Source organism: Streptomyces sp. NPDC052396 (assembly GCF_044593195.1).
Classification (GTDB): Bacteria; Actinomycetota; Actinomycetes; order Streptomycetales; family Streptomycetaceae; genus Streptomyces.
The window spans coordinates 1-17399 of record NZ_JBIUAW010000006.1 but is presented as its reverse complement, the minus strand read 5'-3'; the positions used below and the strand labels follow the sequence as shown (position 1 = coordinate 17399).

16 protein-coding genes and 1 rRNA gene are annotated in these 17399 nt (G+C 70.7%); 10 read left to right on the top strand and 7 right to left on the bottom strand.

The window, feature by feature from the left end; all coding sequences use genetic code 11:
- Window positions 1-71 precede the first annotated feature (71 nt).
- A complete protein-coding gene (locus tag ACIHFE_RS16580) occupies window positions 72-656 on the top strand; it encodes a cysteine hydrolase family protein (RefSeq protein WP_400107063.1) in 585 nt (194 codons plus the stop codon).
- Window positions 653-1603, top strand: coding sequence for a GlxA family transcriptional regulator (locus ACIHFE_RS16575; protein ID WP_400107061.1), 951 nt, complete (start codon window positions 653-655; stop codon window positions 1601-1603). Before ACIHFE_RS16580 ends, ACIHFE_RS16575 begins: the two co-directional genes overlap by 4 nt.
- Here the strand turns inward: ACIHFE_RS16575 and ACIHFE_RS16570 are convergent.
- The gene (locus tag ACIHFE_RS16570) at window positions 1554-3008 is read right to left on the bottom strand and encodes an FAD-dependent monooxygenase (RefSeq protein WP_400107059.1); all 1455 of its coding nucleotides are present in this window, start codon (window positions 3006-3008) and stop codon (window positions 1554-1556) included. The two genes, ACIHFE_RS16575 and ACIHFE_RS16570, sit on opposite strands and share 50 nt — an antisense overlap.
- 187 nt (window positions 3009-3195) lie before the next feature.
- On the opposite strand from ACIHFE_RS16570, the gene ACIHFE_RS16565 reads away from it, so the two are divergent.
- Window positions 3196-3369: a DUF397 domain-containing protein gene (locus ACIHFE_RS16565; RefSeq protein WP_400107057.1), complete on the top strand. Its 174-nt coding sequence runs from the start codon at window positions 3196-3198 to the stop codon at window positions 3367-3369.
- Between the two features lie 30 nt (window positions 3370-3399).
- On the opposite strand, the gene ACIHFE_RS16560 is transcribed toward ACIHFE_RS16565, so the two are convergent.
- A complete protein-coding gene (locus tag ACIHFE_RS16560; RefSeq protein ID WP_400107999.1) occupies window positions 3400-4767 on the bottom strand; it encodes a serine/threonine-protein kinase in 1368 nt (455 codons plus the stop codon).
- Between the two features lie 446 nt (window positions 4768-5213).
- On the opposite strand from ACIHFE_RS16560, the gene ACIHFE_RS16555 reads away from it, so the two are divergent.
- The 6 genes from ACIHFE_RS16555 to ACIHFE_RS16530 all read left to right on the top strand — a co-directional run bounded on the left by ACIHFE_RS16555 (window position 5214) and on the right by ACIHFE_RS16530 (window position 12507).
- Entirely contained in the window at window positions 5214-5522 is a 309-nt protein-coding gene (locus ACIHFE_RS16555; RefSeq protein WP_109282630.1) for a hypothetical protein, read from the top strand.
- Between the two features lie 195 nt (window positions 5523-5717).
- Window positions 5718-6584, top strand: a complete 867-nt coding sequence (locus tag ACIHFE_RS16550) for a hypothetical protein (protein ID WP_400107055.1) — start codon at window positions 5718-5720, stop codon at window positions 6582-6584.
- Window positions 6574-7950, top strand: coding sequence for a hypothetical protein (locus ACIHFE_RS16545; protein WP_400107053.1), 1377 nt, complete (start codon window positions 6574-6576; stop codon window positions 7948-7950). Before ACIHFE_RS16550 ends, ACIHFE_RS16545 begins: the two co-directional genes overlap by 11 nt.
- Window positions 7947-9506, top strand: coding sequence for an SCO6880 family protein (locus ACIHFE_RS16540; RefSeq protein WP_400107051.1), 1560 nt, complete (start codon window positions 7947-7949; stop codon window positions 9504-9506). The genes ACIHFE_RS16545 and ACIHFE_RS16540 overlap by 4 nt, the downstream gene beginning before the upstream one ends.
- Before the next feature lie 18 nt (window positions 9507-9524).
- Window positions 9525-10904 (top strand): ATP-binding protein, encoded by a 1380-nt coding sequence (locus ACIHFE_RS16535; RefSeq protein ID WP_400107048.1) that lies wholly within the window; start codon window positions 9525-9527, stop codon window positions 10902-10904.
- A complete protein-coding gene (locus ACIHFE_RS16530; protein WP_400107046.1) occupies window positions 10876-12507 on the top strand; it encodes a type VI secretion protein in 1632 nt (543 codons plus the stop codon). The genes ACIHFE_RS16535 and ACIHFE_RS16530 overlap by 29 nt, the downstream gene beginning before the upstream one ends.
- Before the next feature lie 7 nt (window positions 12508-12514).
- Here the strand turns inward: ACIHFE_RS16530 and ACIHFE_RS16525 are convergent, their stop codons facing one another.
- From ACIHFE_RS16525 to ACIHFE_RS16510, 4 genes are all read right to left on the bottom strand, one after another.
- The gene (locus ACIHFE_RS16525; RefSeq protein ID WP_400107044.1) at window positions 12515-13678 is read right to left on the bottom strand and encodes a serine hydrolase domain-containing protein; all 1164 of its coding nucleotides are present in this window, start codon (window positions 13676-13678) and stop codon (window positions 12515-12517) included.
- 123 nt (window positions 13679-13801) lie between these two features.
- Window positions 13802-14452, bottom strand: a complete 651-nt coding sequence (locus tag ACIHFE_RS16520) for a response regulator (RefSeq protein ID WP_400107042.1) — start codon at window positions 14450-14452, stop codon at window positions 13802-13804.
- The gene (locus tag ACIHFE_RS16515; protein WP_400107040.1) at window positions 14449-15612 is read right to left on the bottom strand and encodes a sensor histidine kinase; all 1164 of its coding nucleotides are present in this window, start codon (window positions 15610-15612) and stop codon (window positions 14449-14451) included. Before ACIHFE_RS16515 ends, ACIHFE_RS16520 begins: the two co-directional genes overlap by 4 nt.
- 11 nt (window positions 15613-15623) lie before the next feature.
- A complete protein-coding gene (locus tag ACIHFE_RS16510; protein WP_400107038.1) occupies window positions 15624-16202 on the bottom strand; it encodes a GNAT family N-acetyltransferase in 579 nt (192 codons plus the stop codon).
- Window positions 16203-16292: 90 nt separating this feature from the next.
- Between ACIHFE_RS16510 and ACIHFE_RS16505 the strand changes: the two genes are divergently transcribed.
- Window positions 16293-17234 (top strand): hydroxyacid dehydrogenase, encoded by a 942-nt coding sequence (locus tag ACIHFE_RS16505; protein ID WP_400107036.1) that lies wholly within the window; start codon window positions 16293-16295, stop codon window positions 17232-17234.
- 81 nt (window positions 17235-17315) lie between these two features.
- On the opposite strand, the gene rrf is transcribed toward ACIHFE_RS16505, so the two are convergent.
- Window positions 17316-17399, bottom strand: a 5S ribosomal RNA gene (rrf, locus tag ACIHFE_RS16500); the annotation flags it as partial.

The following is a 17399-nucleotide window of genomic DNA, read 5'->3' as shown; positions in this document are numbered from 1 at the left end:
GACCAGATCGTTCCGCCCCCGGACCCGATCATCCCTTCAGGGCGGCCCCGTCCACCCCACAAGCTGTAGCCATGAACAGCGCACTGATCGTCATCGACGTCCAGGAATCCTTCCGTCAGCGGGAGAACTGGGCCGCCTCCTCCAACCCCGACATCGTGGACAAGGTCAACCGCCTGGTGGCCGCCCAGCGGGCCAAGGGCGAGCTGGTGGTGTGGGTCACGCACACCGAACCCGGCACCGGCACCGTCTTCGACCCCGAGCGCGGGTTCAACCGGCTGATCGAGGGGCTGGAGCCCGAGGCCGGGGAGCCCGCCCTCACCAAGACCTCGCACAACGCGTTCACCACCACCAACCTCCAGCAACTGCTCACCCAGCACGGCATCGGCGAGGTGCTGATCAGCGGCATCCGTACCGAGCAGTGCTGCGAGACCACCGCCCGCGTCGCCTCCGACCTCGGCTACGAAGTCACCTTTGTCATCGACGCCACCGTCACCCACCCCATCGAGCACCGGGACGCCCCCGCCGGGCGGAGCCTGGCGGAGATCCTGGCGGACCCGCGTACCCTCACCACGGACGCGGTCATCGAGCGCACCGAGTACGCGCTCGCCGGTCGCTTCGCCCGTATCGCCACCGTGGAGGAGCTGACCGGATCGTGACCGCCAGACGGGTCGTCTTCCTGCTCGTACCGCAGCTGCACCTGCTGGACCTGGCCGGTCCGGCCCAGGTGTTCTCCACCGCGCGCGACTTCAACTGCGGCTATGAGCTCAGCTATGTCGCCGAGCAGGAAGACATCCCGACCGCGCAGGGCGTGCCGCTGCGCGCGGCCACCGAGTGGCCGGAGCTCGGCGAACGGGATCTGATCATGGTGCCCGGCTGGCGGGCACCCACCCTGCGCGCCGGCGGCAATGGCGCACTGAGCGCGGCGACGCTGGACCGCCTGGTCGCCCACCACGCCAACGGGGGTACCGTGGCCAGCGTCTGTGCGGGCGCCGACGCGCTCGGCCGGGCCGGCCTGCTGGACGGGCGGCGCTGCACCACCCACCACGACGTCCAGGAGGAACTGGCCCGCCGGTACCCCAGGGCCACCGTGGTGCGCGATGTGCTCTATGTGACCGACGACCGTGTGGTCACCTCGGCCGGCATCGCCAGCGGCATCGACCTGGCGCTGCACCTGGTAGCCGTCCACCATGGCGCCGCCACCGCCGCCCGGACGGCCCGGAGCATGGTCGTCTACGCCCGGCGCAATGGCGACCAGCAGCAGGCCAGCGCCATGCTGCGGCACCGTACCCACCTCAGCGACGCCGTGCACCGGGCACAGGATCTGATCGACGCCCGGTACACCAGCGCGCTGCCGCTGTGCCGGCTGGCCTCCGCCGTGGGGCTCGGCGAACGCACGCTCACCCGCCGGTTCACCGCCGCCACCGGCCTGACCCCGCTGCGCTACCAGCAGGAACTGCGCATCGAACATGCCGAGCACCTGATCTCCCAGGGCTCGACCGTGGAGGCGGCGGCCCGCAGCGTGGGCTTCCAGGACGCGCGGATGCTGCGCCGGCTCAGGGGGCGTCCGCAGCAAGTCCCCAGCGCTCCCGCTCCGCGGCCGTGATCGGCGGGTCCGGCGCGGGGCTGCGCCCCGAGTCCGGGCCGCGCAGGACATGCAGCAGCATCCGGGGACGCACCAGCGCGGGCCAGGGCACCGACAGGGTCATCACATCCAGCAGGGCCTGGGAGACCGCGGGCCGGGACGCGGCGGTGCGCACCAGACGCTGGAAATAGCCATGGGTCAGCCGGACCGCGGCCGCCGAACGGTTCCCGGTGGCGCCGGGGTAGCGCATATCGTCGCCGGTGGCCAGGCTCCAGGCGCCGGACACCGGCCGGGCGGCGGCCCGCTGGGCCCGCCGGGCGAGGCCGGGGCCGGTCAGCCCGCCGCCCTGTTCCAGCTCGGTGCGCAGCGCCAGGGCGCACTGGGCGGCGACGGTCATGCCCTGGCCATAGATGGGGTTGAAGGAGGCGACGGCGTCACCGAGTACCAGATAGCCCTCGGGCCAGGACGGTGAACGCTCATGGAAGCGACGCCTGTTGATGGTGGTGCGGGTGAGGTGGACATCGGTGAGTGGCTCGGCCCGGGCGATCAGATCGGCCAGCAGTGGATGGCGCAGTGAGCGGGCGAAACCCTCGAACTCCCCGGCGTCATCGGTGGGTTCGCCGCCCCGGGTGCCGGCCAGGGTGAGCAGCCAGCGGCCGCCCTCGATGGGCAGCAGGGTGCCGCCCTGACCGGGCCGGCAGGTGCCGGAGACGGGCTGTACGGAGACCACCGGGATGGCCTCCGCCCCCGGCGGCGCCTGGAAGATCCGGCTGGCATAGACCAGTCCGGAGTCCACGGTCTCCTCGCGCACCGCGGGCAGCCCCAGGCCGGACAGCCAGCGGGCGGCCGGTGAGCCGCGGCCGGTGGCGTCCACCACCAGGTCCGCGGCCAGGCTCTCGGTATGGCCGGAGTCCAGGTGACGCAGACGCACCCCGGTGACGCGCACCGCGTCCCCCAGCGGGGCCAGCACCTCACAGCGCTCCCGGAGCACCATCTCCGGGTGGGCCAGGGCCTGTTGACGGACCACCTGGTCCAGCAGATCCCGGCTGCACGCGATCATAAACTGGGACTCGGGCCAACGGCGCGCCCAGCCACTGGGGGTGAGCGCCACCAGGCTGGACGGCAGTGCGATCCGGTGCGCCCCGGCGCCCAGCCAGCGCCGGGTGGTACCGGGCAGCAGTGACTCGATGGCCCGGGCCCCGCCCGACATCAGCAGATGCGCGTGCCGGGCCTGGGGCAGGCCCTTGCGGGGCCCGGCTTCGGCGGGCAGCCGGTCCCGCTCGACCACGACGATTTCCTCGGCATGGCCGCGCAGTGCGGCCGCGGCGAGCATGCCGGCCATGCTCGCGCCGAGCACCACCGCTCGCCGGGGCCGGCCGAAGCGGCGGTCGCCCGCGGGGGCGGGGCGGGGGTTGGGGGCGATCACGGCGCATCTCTTTCCGCCGGAGCGGAGGAGTACGCGCCGGCCGTCGCCGGTTCGCCCCATCGTGCGCCGGGCGCCCGCTGCCCTAGGGTGGGCGCCGACGTCAGCCGAACGACATCCCTGGGGGAAGACGGTGGCTCCGCGCGTGCCAGAGGGTCTGCACTGGATTCCGGCGACCGATGATCCGTCCATGCCGGAGTATCTGGAGGTCGCCTTCGGGAACGAGGGCGATGACAACGTCTACATCCGGGAGAACCTCCACCCGGAGAAGGTGGTCATCACCACCCAGCGCAAGTGGGACGCCTTTGTACTCGGCGTCCAGGCGGGCGAGTTCGACCACTTTGTGGCGGACCTCGAGGACTGACGGGCCGGCCGGCCCGCCCGGGGCGGCGGTTCAGTCCCCGTTGTCGTCCCCTTCGTCGCCGTTGTCCGCCGGCTCGTTGTGGTGGTGCTTGCCGCCGCCCTGGTGCGGCTTGCCGGTGGACTGGCGCTTGGGCTGGGCCGGGTGCTTGGGAGCGTGGCTGCCGGTGGTGGACTGCCGGGCCGAGCCGTCCCGCACCGTCTCGGACGGCTGGGCGTCCGGCCGGCTGCCGGCCGGCTTGCCGCCGCCCCCCGAGGTGAACACGGAAGCGCCGATGACCGTCGCCACCGCGAAGGCCACCGCCCCGGCCAGCACGCCGCCCAGCGTCTTGGGCGTACGGATGCGCGGCCCCGGGGTGCTCCGCCCGCCCGCACCATGCCGCCGCCCGCCGATGGCGGGGGTGCTGCGGGTGGCCGGGGAGCCCGGCAGGGCGTAGGTGGTCACGCTCTCCTGGTGGATCGGGGCCGACGGCATGGACGGCGCCTGCATGGGCGGGGACGACGGCACAGGGGCCGGCGCGGCGGACGGCATGGGCGCGGCGGACGGCATCGGCGGCGCGGCGACCGGGGCGGCCTGGGCGGGCGCGGCGACCGGGGGTACGGACGGCGGGGCCGGGACCATCGCGGGAGCGGCCAGCGCGGCGCCGCGCCAAGCACCGCCGGCGAACCAGTCGGCCGCCTCCCGGGTGGACGGCCGGGCCTCCGGCTCCTTGGCCAGCATCCGCAGCAGATAGGCGTCCATGGCGGGCGGCACATCGGCCCGGTGCTGACGCGGCGGCACCGGCGGGGTGTCCACATGGAGGTAGAGCAGCGAGGTGGGGCTGTCCGCCCAGAACGGCGGCTGGCCCACCAGCAGGTGGTACAGCACACAGCCCAGCGCGTAGACATCCGAGGGCGGTCCGGCCAGCCGGCCCAGCGCGCGCTCCGGTGCCAGATAGGTGCTGGTGCCGACGATCTGTCCGGCCCTGGTCAGCCCGGCCGAGGTCTCGTCGACAAAGCGGGCGATGCCGAAGTCACCGATCTTCAGGGTGCCGTTGGCGTCCAGCATCAGGTTGCCCGGCTTGATGTCGCGGTGGACCACGCCCTGTTCATGGGCGGCCGCCAGTCCGGAGGCGGCCTGGGCGGCGATGTCCGCCACCCCTGCCGGGGAGAGCGGGCCGCGCGCGGAGAGCTGCTGGGCCAGACTGGGCCCGTTCACCAGCTCCATGACCAGGTAGAAACGCCCGTCCCAGGAACCGAAGTCATAGACGGCGACCACTTGAGGGTGATTCAGACGGGCGGCCGTCTGCGCCTCCAGGCGGAATCGCTGGGTCGCCGACTCGTCGCCGTCGTCGCCCAGCAGCAGCTTGACCGCCACCTGACGGCCCAGCACCTCGTCCTGGCCGCACCAGACTTCGCCCATGCCACCGCGACCGAGCAACTCCGTCAACCGGTAGCGTTCGGCAACCAGCACCCCTACCACCCTTGATCTCTTACGCACCCGACGAACCGGACGATGAGTGCGATGAACCCAATGAACCGGCCCGGCCGCCGCAGGGCGCGGCGCGTGCGAGGGCGGTCACCACAGCCTACCGACCGAACGTGCTCCCACTTGAACAAGTGCACGACTCCCCCTTCCGTGCGCCGTTGCCCGGGGGCCGCACAAGTGATACACACGGTGACCGTAGGGCCACCCACGGACAACGGCCGGTCGCGGGACGGAGCTGAAGACGCCACCGGCATATTCGGTCCGGCCAAAAATTGCCGCCAAGTCGACATCCGCGGGCGGCGTCTTCGGAGAAGATAGGTATCGACCTATGCGAGCGGCATGGGCGGCGCAACTACCCTTAATGGGGCGGTGAGTTACGAATGTTTTTGGCAGCAGGAAAGGGCGACATCAACACCATTATTGGTGGAATCGCCCCGAACTGGGGTCCGTTCGGCAGCCTGGGCAAGGAGGCCCGGGTGATGATCGAGGTCATCATGGCCGTATCGATCCTGCTCTGCCTGGCCATCGCCATCTGGGGCGCGGCGAAACAGCGCATCGGTGCGACGGCGTTGCGGGACACCTTCAGCGCGGAGCAGGGCAAGGGGCTGATCGTGGCCGGGCTTACCGGCGTCTTCATCATCGGTTCGCTGGGGACGCTGTTCACCATCGTCTACGGCATGGCCGTCTGACCCGTCCGCCGAGCGGATCCCCGAGCCGTCCGCCCGCGCAGACCCCGCTCGCTTCCCGCGTCCCCCCACCCGAGGCTGCCTCCTGATGCCCCCTCACTCCCTTTGGCCCTCCCCCCGGAAACCGCGCACCCCGCTACCGTCATCTCAGGGCGGGGAGCGGCGACGCTCCGCTATGGGAGAGGAAGCAGGCGCGCTATGAGTCTCGGCGACGACGGCTACGGCGGCGGTCCGGGCGGGTACGGAGGCGATGCGCATCTGACGCGTACCCGGCTGCCGGAGGGCGAGGTCGACCCATACGCCGCTCCGGGGCGACGGGGTGCGGGCCGGCCCAGGCGGAGTCTGGTCACGGTCGTGGGTGTGGTGCTCCTGCTGCTCGCGGCGATCGCCTTCGCGAACAGAGGGGGTTCCGGCTCCTCCGGATCCGACGATTCCGCGACGAACGGAACGTCGAAGTCCGGTAAGAGCGGTAGCAGTTCCGCGACGGCTCCGTCCGGTGTGAAGCCGGTCGGGGGCAAGAACGGGGGGATCCCGGCAGGGTTCGCGCATACGGAGCAGGGGGCGCAGTCGGCTGCGTCCAACTATGCGGTGGCGTTGGGCGGGGATGGGATGTTCCGGGCGGACAGCCGCCACGCGATCGTGGACACGGTCTATGCGCCCGATGCCGCGTCCCAGCTCAAGGGGCCGCAGGACCAGGCGTATTCCGCGGACTTCCTCAAGAAGCTCGGGCTGGACGCATCCGGAAACTCGCCCAAGGGCAAGACCTTTATCTCGCGCACCGTCCCGATCGGCACCAAGGTCGTGGACTACAGCTCGGACAACGCCAAGGTGTCCGTCTGGTACTTGGGGCTGATCGGCATGGCCGGTTCCGGCTCCACCGACCCGGTGCGTTCGGACTGGAAAACCTGGACATTCGACCTGAAGTGGATGGACGGCGACTGGAAGGTCACCGCCGCCTCACAGACCAATGGCCCCGCCCCCGTACAGGGTGACGTACCCGCCGCAAGCTCGGATGAGATCACCAAGGCCGTTCAGGAGTACGGAGGCTTCACTTATGCCCGGTAGCCGAAGGCGCCGCACGCTCTCCGTTACCGCACTGGTGGTCAGCTTGCAGGTGTCGGCCATGGCCGTGGCAACACGTGCGCTGGCCGTGCCAACGCCCACCCCGACCACGCCCGTTCCTCCGAGCGGCACCTCGGCGCCCACCGTGGCGCCGACGCTGACCCCGGGCGCGACCGCGACACCCACGCCGAGCAGCAGCAACAATCCCTGTGACCTGCTGATCGGCCCTGCCAAGCAGTACTGCCAGGCGCCCGGCGGCGACCACGCCGCCAAACCCCCCACAGACCCCCCCGGCGCCCTCGACCCCGCCGCCTCCCTGGCCAAAGGCTGCGCCGAAGCCGCCTCCTGGATCGTCAAGAAGACCTCCGAGGCCGTCCACGCCACCAGCAACGTCGACTTCACCAACGGCAACTTCCTGCGCCAGTACGCCGTCGTCTTCGCCGCCTCCACCATCCTGACCCTCATCCTCTGGCTGCTGGCCGTGGCCAAGCGTGCCGTGCGCGGTGTGCCGTTCACCGAGGCGATCACCGAAGCCGTGGGCTTCCTCTGGCTGACCGTGCTCGCCTCCGCCTTCACCCCGCTGATCCTCTACACCGTGGTCCAGGCCACCGATGCCGTCACCGATGTGATCGCCTCGGGCCAGGACGCCAACAAGGACCGGTTCTTCGGCGGGTTCTCCGACGCGCTCAAGACCGGCAATGACATCGGCGGCGGCCCGATCATGCTGATCGTGCTCTCCATCGTGTCCATCATCGCCGCCGGCGTGCTCTGGCTGGAGCTGGTCATCCGGGCCGCCCTGCTCTATGTGGGCGCCCTGCTGGGCACCGCCGTCTACGCGGGCCTGGTGGACAAGAACATGTGGGGACATGTCCGCCGCTGGGCCGGCATCATGATCGCGGTCATCCTGCTCAAACCGATCATCGTGATCGTGCTGACCCTGGCCAGCGCGCTCTCCTCCGGCCAGGGGCATGGCTCGCTCAACGCGGTGATCTCCGGGCTGGCGATCATCATCCTCGCCATCCTGGCCAGCGCCATGATCTACCGCTTTGTCCCCGGCTTCGGCGACGAGATCATCAGCAGCCGCAATGCCAGCAAGGACGTGGCCTCCCGGCAGGCCGCCGCCGTGATCGCCTCCCCCGCCAGCCTGGTCAAGCAGGGCATCAACACCCACAGCACCCGGGGCGACGGCGGAAGCACCTCCACCCAGGCGCCCCGCCCCGCCAACCCGGTCTCCGGCGGCGTCGCCGCCCACAGCACCCGCCAGCCCGCCGCCTCCGGCGGTAATGGCAGTGCCCCCTCCGCCACCCCCGCACCCCGTGCGCCCCGCGCACAGAACAACGGCACATCCTCTGGAGGTGAGCGGAGTTGACGACACAGGCCCAGTCCCAGCCGGTCGCGCCCCGCCGTACGTATCTCATCGGCCGCGCCCGCCCCAACGCGGTGGTCGGCAAGAACCGGGAGACCGGCGAGATCGCGCTGATCATCGCGGGCGCGTTCCTGGGCATGATGTGCGGGCTGCTGGTGCCCATCCTGCCGCTGCGCATCATCACCCTCACCGGCTTCCCGGCGCTGGCCCTGGCCGCCGTGTATGTGCCGTACAAACAGCGCACCTTCTACAAGTGGTTCGAGATCAACCGCACCTACAAGCGCACCGTGCGGCGCGGCACCGCCTACCGCTCGGGAGTGATCGAGGCCGGCACCCGGCTGGACGGCCGGGAGGTCGAGATCGGGCCGCCGCCCGGGATCGGCCGGATCAACTGGCTGGCCGCCCCCTTCGGCCCGGACGAGATCGCGGTGCTGCTGCACGCCGACCGGCGCACCGTCACCGCCGCCATCGAGATCGAGGGCCCGGGCGTGGGCCTGCGTGACTCCGAGGATCAGGAGGCGCTGGTCGACCGGTTCGGCACCCTGCTCAAGCATGTGGCCAACGGCGACGGTTATGTCACCCGGCTGCAGATACTGGCCCGTACCCTGCCCGCCGACCCCGACGCCCACGCCAAGGATGTGGAGCGGCGCGGCGACGAGGGGTCGCCGGAGTGGCTGAAGGACTCCTACGACCAGTTGCAGTCCATGGTGTCCACCTCCTCCGAGCAGCACCGGGCCTATCTGGTGGCCTGTATGCACTACACCCGGGAACTGGCCGCCGAGGCCCAGGCCATCTCCCGTGCCTCCCGCCACCACGGCGGCAAGCGCGGGCTGGACCGGGACGCCGGGCTGGCCGTGGTCATGGCCCGGGAACTCACCGACATCTGCGCCCGGTTGGCGGAGGCCGACATCCGGGTCCGCCAGCCGCTCGGCCAGAGCCGGCTGTCCTCGCTGGTGCACTCCATGTATGACCCGGACCACCCCATCGACCACATCCAGGCGATGACCAAGCGCAATGCCTGGCCCGCCGAACTGGACGCCCTGCAGCCCACCTTCCTCCAGGCCAAGACCCGGGAGTCGGCCACCCGGGAGCCCTGGTGCCATGCCACCGCCTGGATCAAGGAGTGGCCGATGACCCCGGTGGGCGTCAACTTCCTTGCCCCGCTGCTGGTGCACACCCCGGATGTGATCCGTACCGTCGCGGTCTGCATGGACCTGGAGCCCACCGATGTGGCCATCGAGCGGATGCTCACCGAGAAGACCAATGACGACGCGGACGCCTCACGCGCCGCCAAGATGAACCGGGTGGTCGACCCGCGCGACGTCGCCCACCACTCCCGGGTGGACCAGCGCGGCGAGGACCTGGCCAGCGGCGCGGCCGGCGTCAACCTGGTCGGATACATCACCGTCTCCTCGCGCTCCCCCGAGGAACTGGCACGGGACAAGCGGACGATAAGAGCGTCGGCCGGCAAGAGCTACCTCAAGCTGGAGTGGTGCGACCGCGAGCACCACCGGGCCTTCGTCAACACGCTGCCGTTCGCGACCGGCATCCGACGCTAGACGCTAGGGGCTATCGCCGTGCTCGAACCGCTCACCCTTCTCACCAACGCGTTCACCAGCCTGCTGTTCGGCAAGGTGGAGACCACCCGGCTGCCGGTGCGCACCTCCACCGGCCAGGCGCAGGCCGTCTACCTGCCCACCGCCGCACCGGGGCTGGGTGACTCGGGCGTGATCATCGGTCGGGAGGTGTACTCCGGCAAGGGCTATATCTACGACCCGTTCCAGCTCTACGGGCAGCAACTGCCCGCCCCGCACTGGCTGGTGCTGGGCGAGTCCGGCAATGGCAAGTCCGCGCTGGAGAAGACCTATGTCCTGCGCCAACTGCGGTTCCGGGACCGGCAGGTGGTGGTGCTGGACGCCCAGGGCGAGGACGGTGTCGGCGAGTGGAACCTGATCGCCCAGCAGCTGGGCATAACTCCCATCCGGCTGGACCCGATGGCCGCCCTGGACGGCGGCATCCGCCTCAATCCGCTGGACCCCTCCATCACCACCACCGGCCAGCTGGCCCTGCTGCGCACCATCATCGAGGTGGCCATGGGGCGCGGGCTGGACGAGCGCTCGGGTTTCGCGCTCAAGGTGGCGCACGCCTATGTCAATGAGACGGTCACCGACCGGCAGCCGGTGCTCACCGACATCGTGGAGCAACTGCGCCATCCGGAGGCCGAGTCGGCGGAGTCAATGAACGTCGACATAGACGATGTAAGGGCCTGGGGACTGGATGTCGCCCTGGTGCTGGACCGGCTGGTGGACGGTGACCTCAGGGGCATGTTCGACGGTCCGACCACGGCGGGCATCGACCTGGACGCCCCGCTGATCGTCTTCGACCTCTCGCATATCGACCGCAACTCCATTGCCATGCCTATCCTGATGGCGATCGTGGGCGTCTGGCTGGAGCACACCTGGATCCGCCCCGACCGCAAGAAGCGCATCTTCCTGGTGGAAGAGGCCTGGCACATCATCAACTCCCCATTTGTCGCCCAGCTGTTCCAGCGGCTGCTGAAGTTCGGCCGCCGGCTGGGGCTGTCCTTTGTGGCGGTGGTGCACCACCTGTCGGACGTGGTGGACGGGGCGGCCGCCAGGGAGGCCGCGGCCATCCTCAAAATGGCCTCCACCAGGACCATTTATGCCCAGAAGGCGGACGAGGCCCGGGCCACCGGGCGGGTGCTGGGGCTGCCGCGCTGGGCCGTGGAGATCATCCCCACCCTTACCCCCGGCATCGCCGTCTGGGATGTCAATGGCAATGTCCAGGTGGTCAAGCACCTGATCACGGACGCGGAACGGCCACTGGTCTACACGGACCGGGCCATGACCGAGGAGGGCGTGCTGCACCGGGAGTTGCCCACCGAGTCGCTGCCGGCACCGGCCGCCTATGACTCCTCGGAATCGACGGTCGCCTGAGGTGGCGGTCAACGGCTCCGGCCCGGCGAGAGGGCAGGGCACCGGCGGGGTGCCCGATGGACTGCTGGTGAGCGCGCTGGCCTTTCTGCTCGGCCTCACCTTCCTGGTATGGACCGGCACTGGCCTGGCCGCCTTCTTCACCCATGGCAGCTGGCCGGAGGGGGTGACCCTGCTGCGGACGCCCTTGGCGGTGCGCCATCTGATGTCGGACCCACGCGACCTGCCGGGCGCCTGGCCGGACGCGCCGGCCCATTCGCTGTCCGGGTACGGGCTGTTCTGGGGCATCACCATCAGCGAGGCGCTGGTGCTGACCGTGCTGGCGGTGTTCGCGATCGGCACCGTCACCCGCTGGCGGCGGGGCACCAAGGCCCGGCGGGCGACGGGCGGGGGCCTGGCCTCCGGAGCGGTGGCGGCTCCCTCGCAAGCGGCGGGGGGTGCCATCCCTCAAGGCGGTGCCATCCCGCAGCCGACGCAGGCGGCCCCAAACCCCTTGCCGGAGAGTCCGGTTGAGGCGCCGCCGTCACCCATGCCCGCCGCCGGGGAGGCCGCACCCATGCCCCCGGCAGCCACCGGAGCGCCCCAACCCGTACCGAGCACACCCGTGCCGCCGACCGCCCCGGACCCACAACCACCCCTGGCCACCAGCTCGTTCGCGACCGTTCCTGCCCCCCGCTCGCCCCTCCCCAGCCCCCGCCTGGTCTACCGCACCGACCGGCGGGAGCTGGCCGCCCGCGCCATCCTGGAGGCGCCCGGCCCCGTACTGGTCACCACCAGCGACCCCGGACTCTGGGCGGAGACCAAGGACGCCCGCGCCAAGCTGGGCCCGGTCAGGGTCTTCGACCCCGGGCACCTGCTGGACACCCCGGACCGGCTGCGCTGGAACCCCACCACCGGCTGTGAGGTGCGGGACACCGCCGCCGCGCGGGCCACCGCGCTGCTGGCCCCGGTGCGTCCGCTGAGCACCCTGGACTCGCTCACCGCGGACACCGCCCAGACCCTGCTGCGCTGCTGGCTGCACGCCGCCGCGGTGGACGGACGGCCGTTCCGCCAGGTGCACCGCTGGGCCCAGGGCGCCTCGGCACATGAGCCGGTACGGATCCTGCGCACCAACCCCAAGGCGGCCGCCGGCATGGCGGGCGAGCTGGAGTCCGCCCTCACCGGCCACCCCGAACGACGCGATATATCGCAGGAGTTGGTGGCCCGGGCACTCAACTCCCTTGGCTCGGTCCATATCAGGGACGCCTGCAATCCGCATCGGGGAGATGCCCCGGCGCTGGAATCATTCATCCCGGAGATGGGAACCCTGTACGTGGTGGGTGAGGCGATTGAGGATCCCCGCACCCACCCGGGTGCGATGCCGCTGCTCACCGCACTCGCCGCGAGCGTGGTCGAGCGCGGCCGGGGCATGGCCGAACGGTCATCCTCCGGTCGGCTCGACCCACCACTGACCCTGGTGCTGGAGGACGTGGCCGCCGTGGCCCCGCTGCCCGCCCTGCCCGACCTGCTGCGCACCGGCGACCAACTGGGCCTGCCCACCTGGGCGTTGCTGCGGTCCGAGGAACAGGCCAGGGCGCGCTGGCCACAGCGCGCCCTGACCGGGTAGCAAGCGACTACTCGACGAACGCCGCCTTGATGATCTTCCCCAGGATGGCCGGCGGCGTCTGGCTCTTGGCGTCCGTGGCGTTCACCGAGTAAACGGCCGTCCGGGACAGGTCCCGGGTGGCACCGAAGGCATTGAGGTAGCCCATCGTGGAGCCGGTCTTGCCCCAGATACAGGTGTCCTTGCCGATCTGCACCCGGCTCATCCCGCTGCTGTAGTGCGCGTCCTGGGCCTTGCTGGGGTCGGTCTGCCCGTCCTCGTGCATCTTCACCTTGGGCACCGTGAACATCAGCTTCAGCTCGGTCTGCGGCACCAGCCGGCCCTTGAAGAGCGCGGTCATAAACCGCTCCAGGTCGGCGGTGGTGCTGATCAGGTCACCGGACGCCCAGGTGTAGGACATGTTCCAGTCCGTAACGTTCACCAGGTGGCTCTTGCCGGTCTTGGGGTCCTTGACCGCCTGGTAGCCCTCGGTGTGACGGCCACGGATCTTCGCCTCATTGCCCGGGGAGTAGGTGTCCTTGAGACCGAGCGGCTTGATGATCCGCTCCCGCACCACCTGCTCATAGGACCGCCCCGTCACCTTCTCGATCAGCAGGCCGAGGACGTTGTAGTCGATGTTGGCGTAGTGCTGCTCGGTCCCCGGCTTGAACAGCATCGGCTTGTTGAAGTGGCTCTTGGACAGCTGCCAGTGGCCATAGGTCTTGTAGCGGTCCTTGAGGAAGTCACCGTAGTCGTCGGCGCTCGGCAGGCCGCTGGTGAAGTTCAGCAGCTCGGCCACGGTGACCTTGTCATAGGAGGCCGGCAGCAGCCCGGGCAGGTAGTGCTGCACGGTGCCGTCCAGTCGTAGCTTCCTCTCGTGGACCAGCTGGAGCACCACCGAGGCGGTGAAGGACTTGGTGATGCTGCCGGCGCGGAAGCGCTCATCGCCCTTGACGGACTTCTTGGTGCGCAGGTCCGCCACGCCCGAAGCCGCCACCCGGTGCGGCCCCTTGGTGCCGCCGACCCGGACCTGCGCGCCGGTGGCCGCATCATTGGGCAGCCCGGCTATCGCCTGCCCCAGCGGGTCCTTGCCGGACGGCAGCGCGGAGGCCATCGCCGGGGCGATCATGTCGCCCACACTCAGTACGGCGATGGCGGTGGCGATGACGGCGAGGCTCTTGCGCGTGACGGCCATGGTGGTTACCCCCAGAGATCCAGGTCCTTGATGGCTTCCATCCTTGTGATCAGCGCCGTCCGCCACATCGCCGACGCGAGGGGTATGCCGGGGCTCCCTCCTCCCCCGTGCGAGGGATCCGGCTCAGCTTCCGGGAGCGATCAGCCCCGTCTCATAAGCGCAGATCACCGCCTGGATCCGGTCCCGCAGCCCCAGCTTGGACAGCACGCTGCTGACATGGGTCTTCACCGTGTGCTCGCTGACCACCAGCTCGGCCGCGATCTCCGCGTTGGACAGCCCCCGGCCCAGCAGCACCAGCGTCTCCCGCTCCCTGGCGGTAAGGGTGTCCAGCAGCGCCGAGGGCGCCACCGTCCCCCGGCTGGTGAAGTCCGAAACCAGCCGGCGCGCCACCGAGGGGGCCAGCAACGAGTCCCCGGCCACCACCACCCGTACCGCGTGCACCAGGTCGTCCCGGCGGACGTCCTTCAGCAGAAAGCCGCTGGCGCCCGCGTGCAGCGCCTCATAGACATAGTCGTCCTGGTCGAAGGTGGTCAGCATGACGACCTTGGTGTCCGTCTCCGCGCAGACCGCCCGGGCCGCCTCGATGCCGTCCATCCGCGGCATCCGGATGTCCAGCAGCACCACATCGGGTGCGTGCGCCCGTACCGCCTCCAGCGCCGCCGCGCCATCCCCGGCCTCGGCCACCACCTCGATATCGGGCTGTGCCGAGAGAATCATCGCAAAGCCGCCACGGACCAGCTCCTGGTCATCGGCGACCACCACACGGATCGTCAACTCACTACCTCCGCCCGGGAGGAGATCATGAGTGGCAGCTCCAGGGCAACGCGAAAGCCCCGGCCGCCGGGCCCGGGACCGGCGCTGGCCGTCCCACCGTGCGCCGCGGCCCGCTCCCGGATCCCGATCAGACCCTGACCGCTGCCGGTACGCGACCGGCGCGAGCGGCCGCCGTCGTTCTCCACCCTGACCGCCAGCCGCCGCGGCGACCAGTCCAGGCATACCGACACCTCGGTGGCCTCGGCATGCTTGAGGACATTGGTCAGCGCCTCCTGCACCACCCGGTAGACGGTCACCTGCGCATCGGCGGCCAGCGCCCCCGGTTCACCGGAGACGGTCAGCGCGACCGGCAGCCCGGCCCGCCGGACCTCAGCGACCAGCGCCGCCAGCCCCTCCAGGGTCGGCTGCGGTCTGCGCTCACCCGCCGGCTCCTCCTTCAACACCCCCAGCATTCGGCGCAGTTGCACCATGGCATCGCGCCCGGCATCGGCGATGGCGTCAAAGGCCCGCTCGGCACGCTCCGGATCGGAACGCACCACCAGCGGGCCCGCCTCCGCCTGGACAATCATCAGGCTCACCGCATGGGACAGGATGTCGTGCATCTCCCGGGCGATACGCGCCCGTTCCCGCTCGGCGGCCCGCTCCGCCTCCGCCTGCCGCGACCTCTCCAGCTCTTCGGCCCGCTCCTCCACGGCCCGGGTGTACGCCTGCCGGGTGCGGGCCAGCACTCCCAGGACATAGGCCATACCGAAGACAAAAACGGTGAACAGGTACTCCCGCACCGTGTTGGTGTGCAGCGCCGGCGCCGCGACGACCAGCGGCAGCACCACCCACACCGTGAACCGCCGCTGCCAGAGCCGGCCTTGAGCCGAGATGGTGAACATCATCACCAACGGGGCATAGGGCAACGGCTGTCCGGGGCCGTGCAGCGGCAGATAGGCGAACTGGGCCGCGGCGATGGCGAACAGCACGGTCAGCGGCGCCCGCGAACGGGCCAGCAGCGGCAGTACGGACAGCGTGGTCACCGCGAACGCGGCCCAGGTCGCCGGCGGCAGCGAGGCATCCCGGGGGACGACAAAGGGAATGGTCACGGCCGCCTGGACCAGCAGGGCGATCAGCGCATCGACGGCGGCCGGAGTGCGCGGCAGACGGACCTTCACCGGACCGGACCTCACCGGGCGGGGCGGGTCGGGACGGCGGGACGGGCCAGGGCGAGCTCATAATCCCGGTGACACTGCGCCGCATCCCCGACCGGAAGCGTCTCACCGGTCCGCTGGAAGCCCAGCTTGCGGTAGAGCCCCTCGGCACGCTCATTCCGCTCGTCCACAAAGAGCCGCACCCGCTCCAGCCGCGGGTCGGCCAGCGCCCAGGACCAGTCGACGGCCGCCCGGAACAGCTCCGCCGCCAGACCGGTGCCCCGCTGCCCGGGCCGTACATAGACCCCCACCAGGTGCGACTGGGGCACGCCGATCTCCGTCCCCAGCACGCCCTCCTCGCCCGGCCGTTCCACCAGCACGGTCACCGAGCCGTCCCAGGTGCCGTCCGGGGCCTCGGCGACAAAGGTGACCGTGGAGATGCCCTCCTCGCTGCGCCGCGCCATCTCCTGCCAGCGCTCATCGGGGTAGGCGGCCGCCTGGGCATGGGTGGTGAGGAACGCCAGGGGCGCGAGGGGGTCGGCCAGGGCCGTCAGCCGCAGTTCCTTGACCTGGTGCCACTCCGCGGCGCGGACGGCTCTGATGATGTGGTGCATCCGCCGATGGTTACCCGGCGGTACGAGCACTCGCAAGACTTTTCAGGGCTCCCAGGATTTCCCGCCGGACGAAGCGGGCAGGGCCGGAGCATGCGCGTCCTGGTGGACATGGCCCACGACGTCGCCGCCGCTGTCCTGCCCCCCGAACTACGGGCCCGGCTGGGGCGGTTGACCGACCCCACGGATACTCCGGAGCACGCCGAGATCCTACTCACCGGCTGGGGGCACCGCTGGGTGCTGGACCGGCCGACCCTGGCCGGAGCGCCCGCCCTGCGGGCGGTGGTGCACACCGGCGGATCGGTGAAGAGCCTGGTCACCGAGGCCACTTGGGAGCGCGGAATCCTGGTCTCCGCGGCCGCCGGCATCAATGCGGGCCCGGTGGCCGACTACACGGTGGCGGCCGTCCTGCTGGCCGCCAAGAAGGCTCTGAGTGCGGCGGCCGGCGGCTGGCCGCGGTTCGCCGCACGCCGGGGAGCGGACGGCACAGTGGTCGGGGTGATCGGCGCCTCCCGGGTCGGCCGCAAGGTGCTGGCCCGGCTGCACGCGGCCGAGGCGGGCTACCGGCTCCTGCTATACGACCCCTATGTCTCACCCGCCGAGGCAGCGCGACTGGGTGCCCGCCTCCTCGACCTGGAAACGCTGTGCCGGCAATGCCAGGTGCTCACCCTCCACGCCCCTGAACTCCCCGCCACCCGCGGGCTGCTGAACGCCGCACGACTGGCCCTCATCCCGGACGGAGGGACGGTCATCAACACCGCCCGGGGCTCGCTGATCGACACCGAACCCCTCACCCGGGAATGCGCCGCCGGCCGCCTGGACGCCTTCCTGGATGTCACCGACCCCGAACCACTGCCGGCCGGGCATCCCCTGCTCAGCCTGCCCAATGTGCTGGTCACCCCGCATATCGCGGGCGCCCAGGGCAGCGAGGCCCGGCGGCTGGGGCTGTTCGCGGTCCGGGAGATCGAACGGCTGGTGCGCGGAGAAATGCTATTGGGCCTGGTAAGGCCGGAGGAATTGCACCGGATGGCGTGAACGGCCGGCCCGAATGGGCCTTAAACGCAAAAATGCCGTAAGGCCGATCCATATCCTGGACCGGCCTTACGGCTAATAATTGTTCGGCGGCGTCCTACTCTCCCACACGGTCCCCCATGCAGTACCATCGGCGCTGAAAGGCTTAGCTTCCGGGTTCGGAATGTA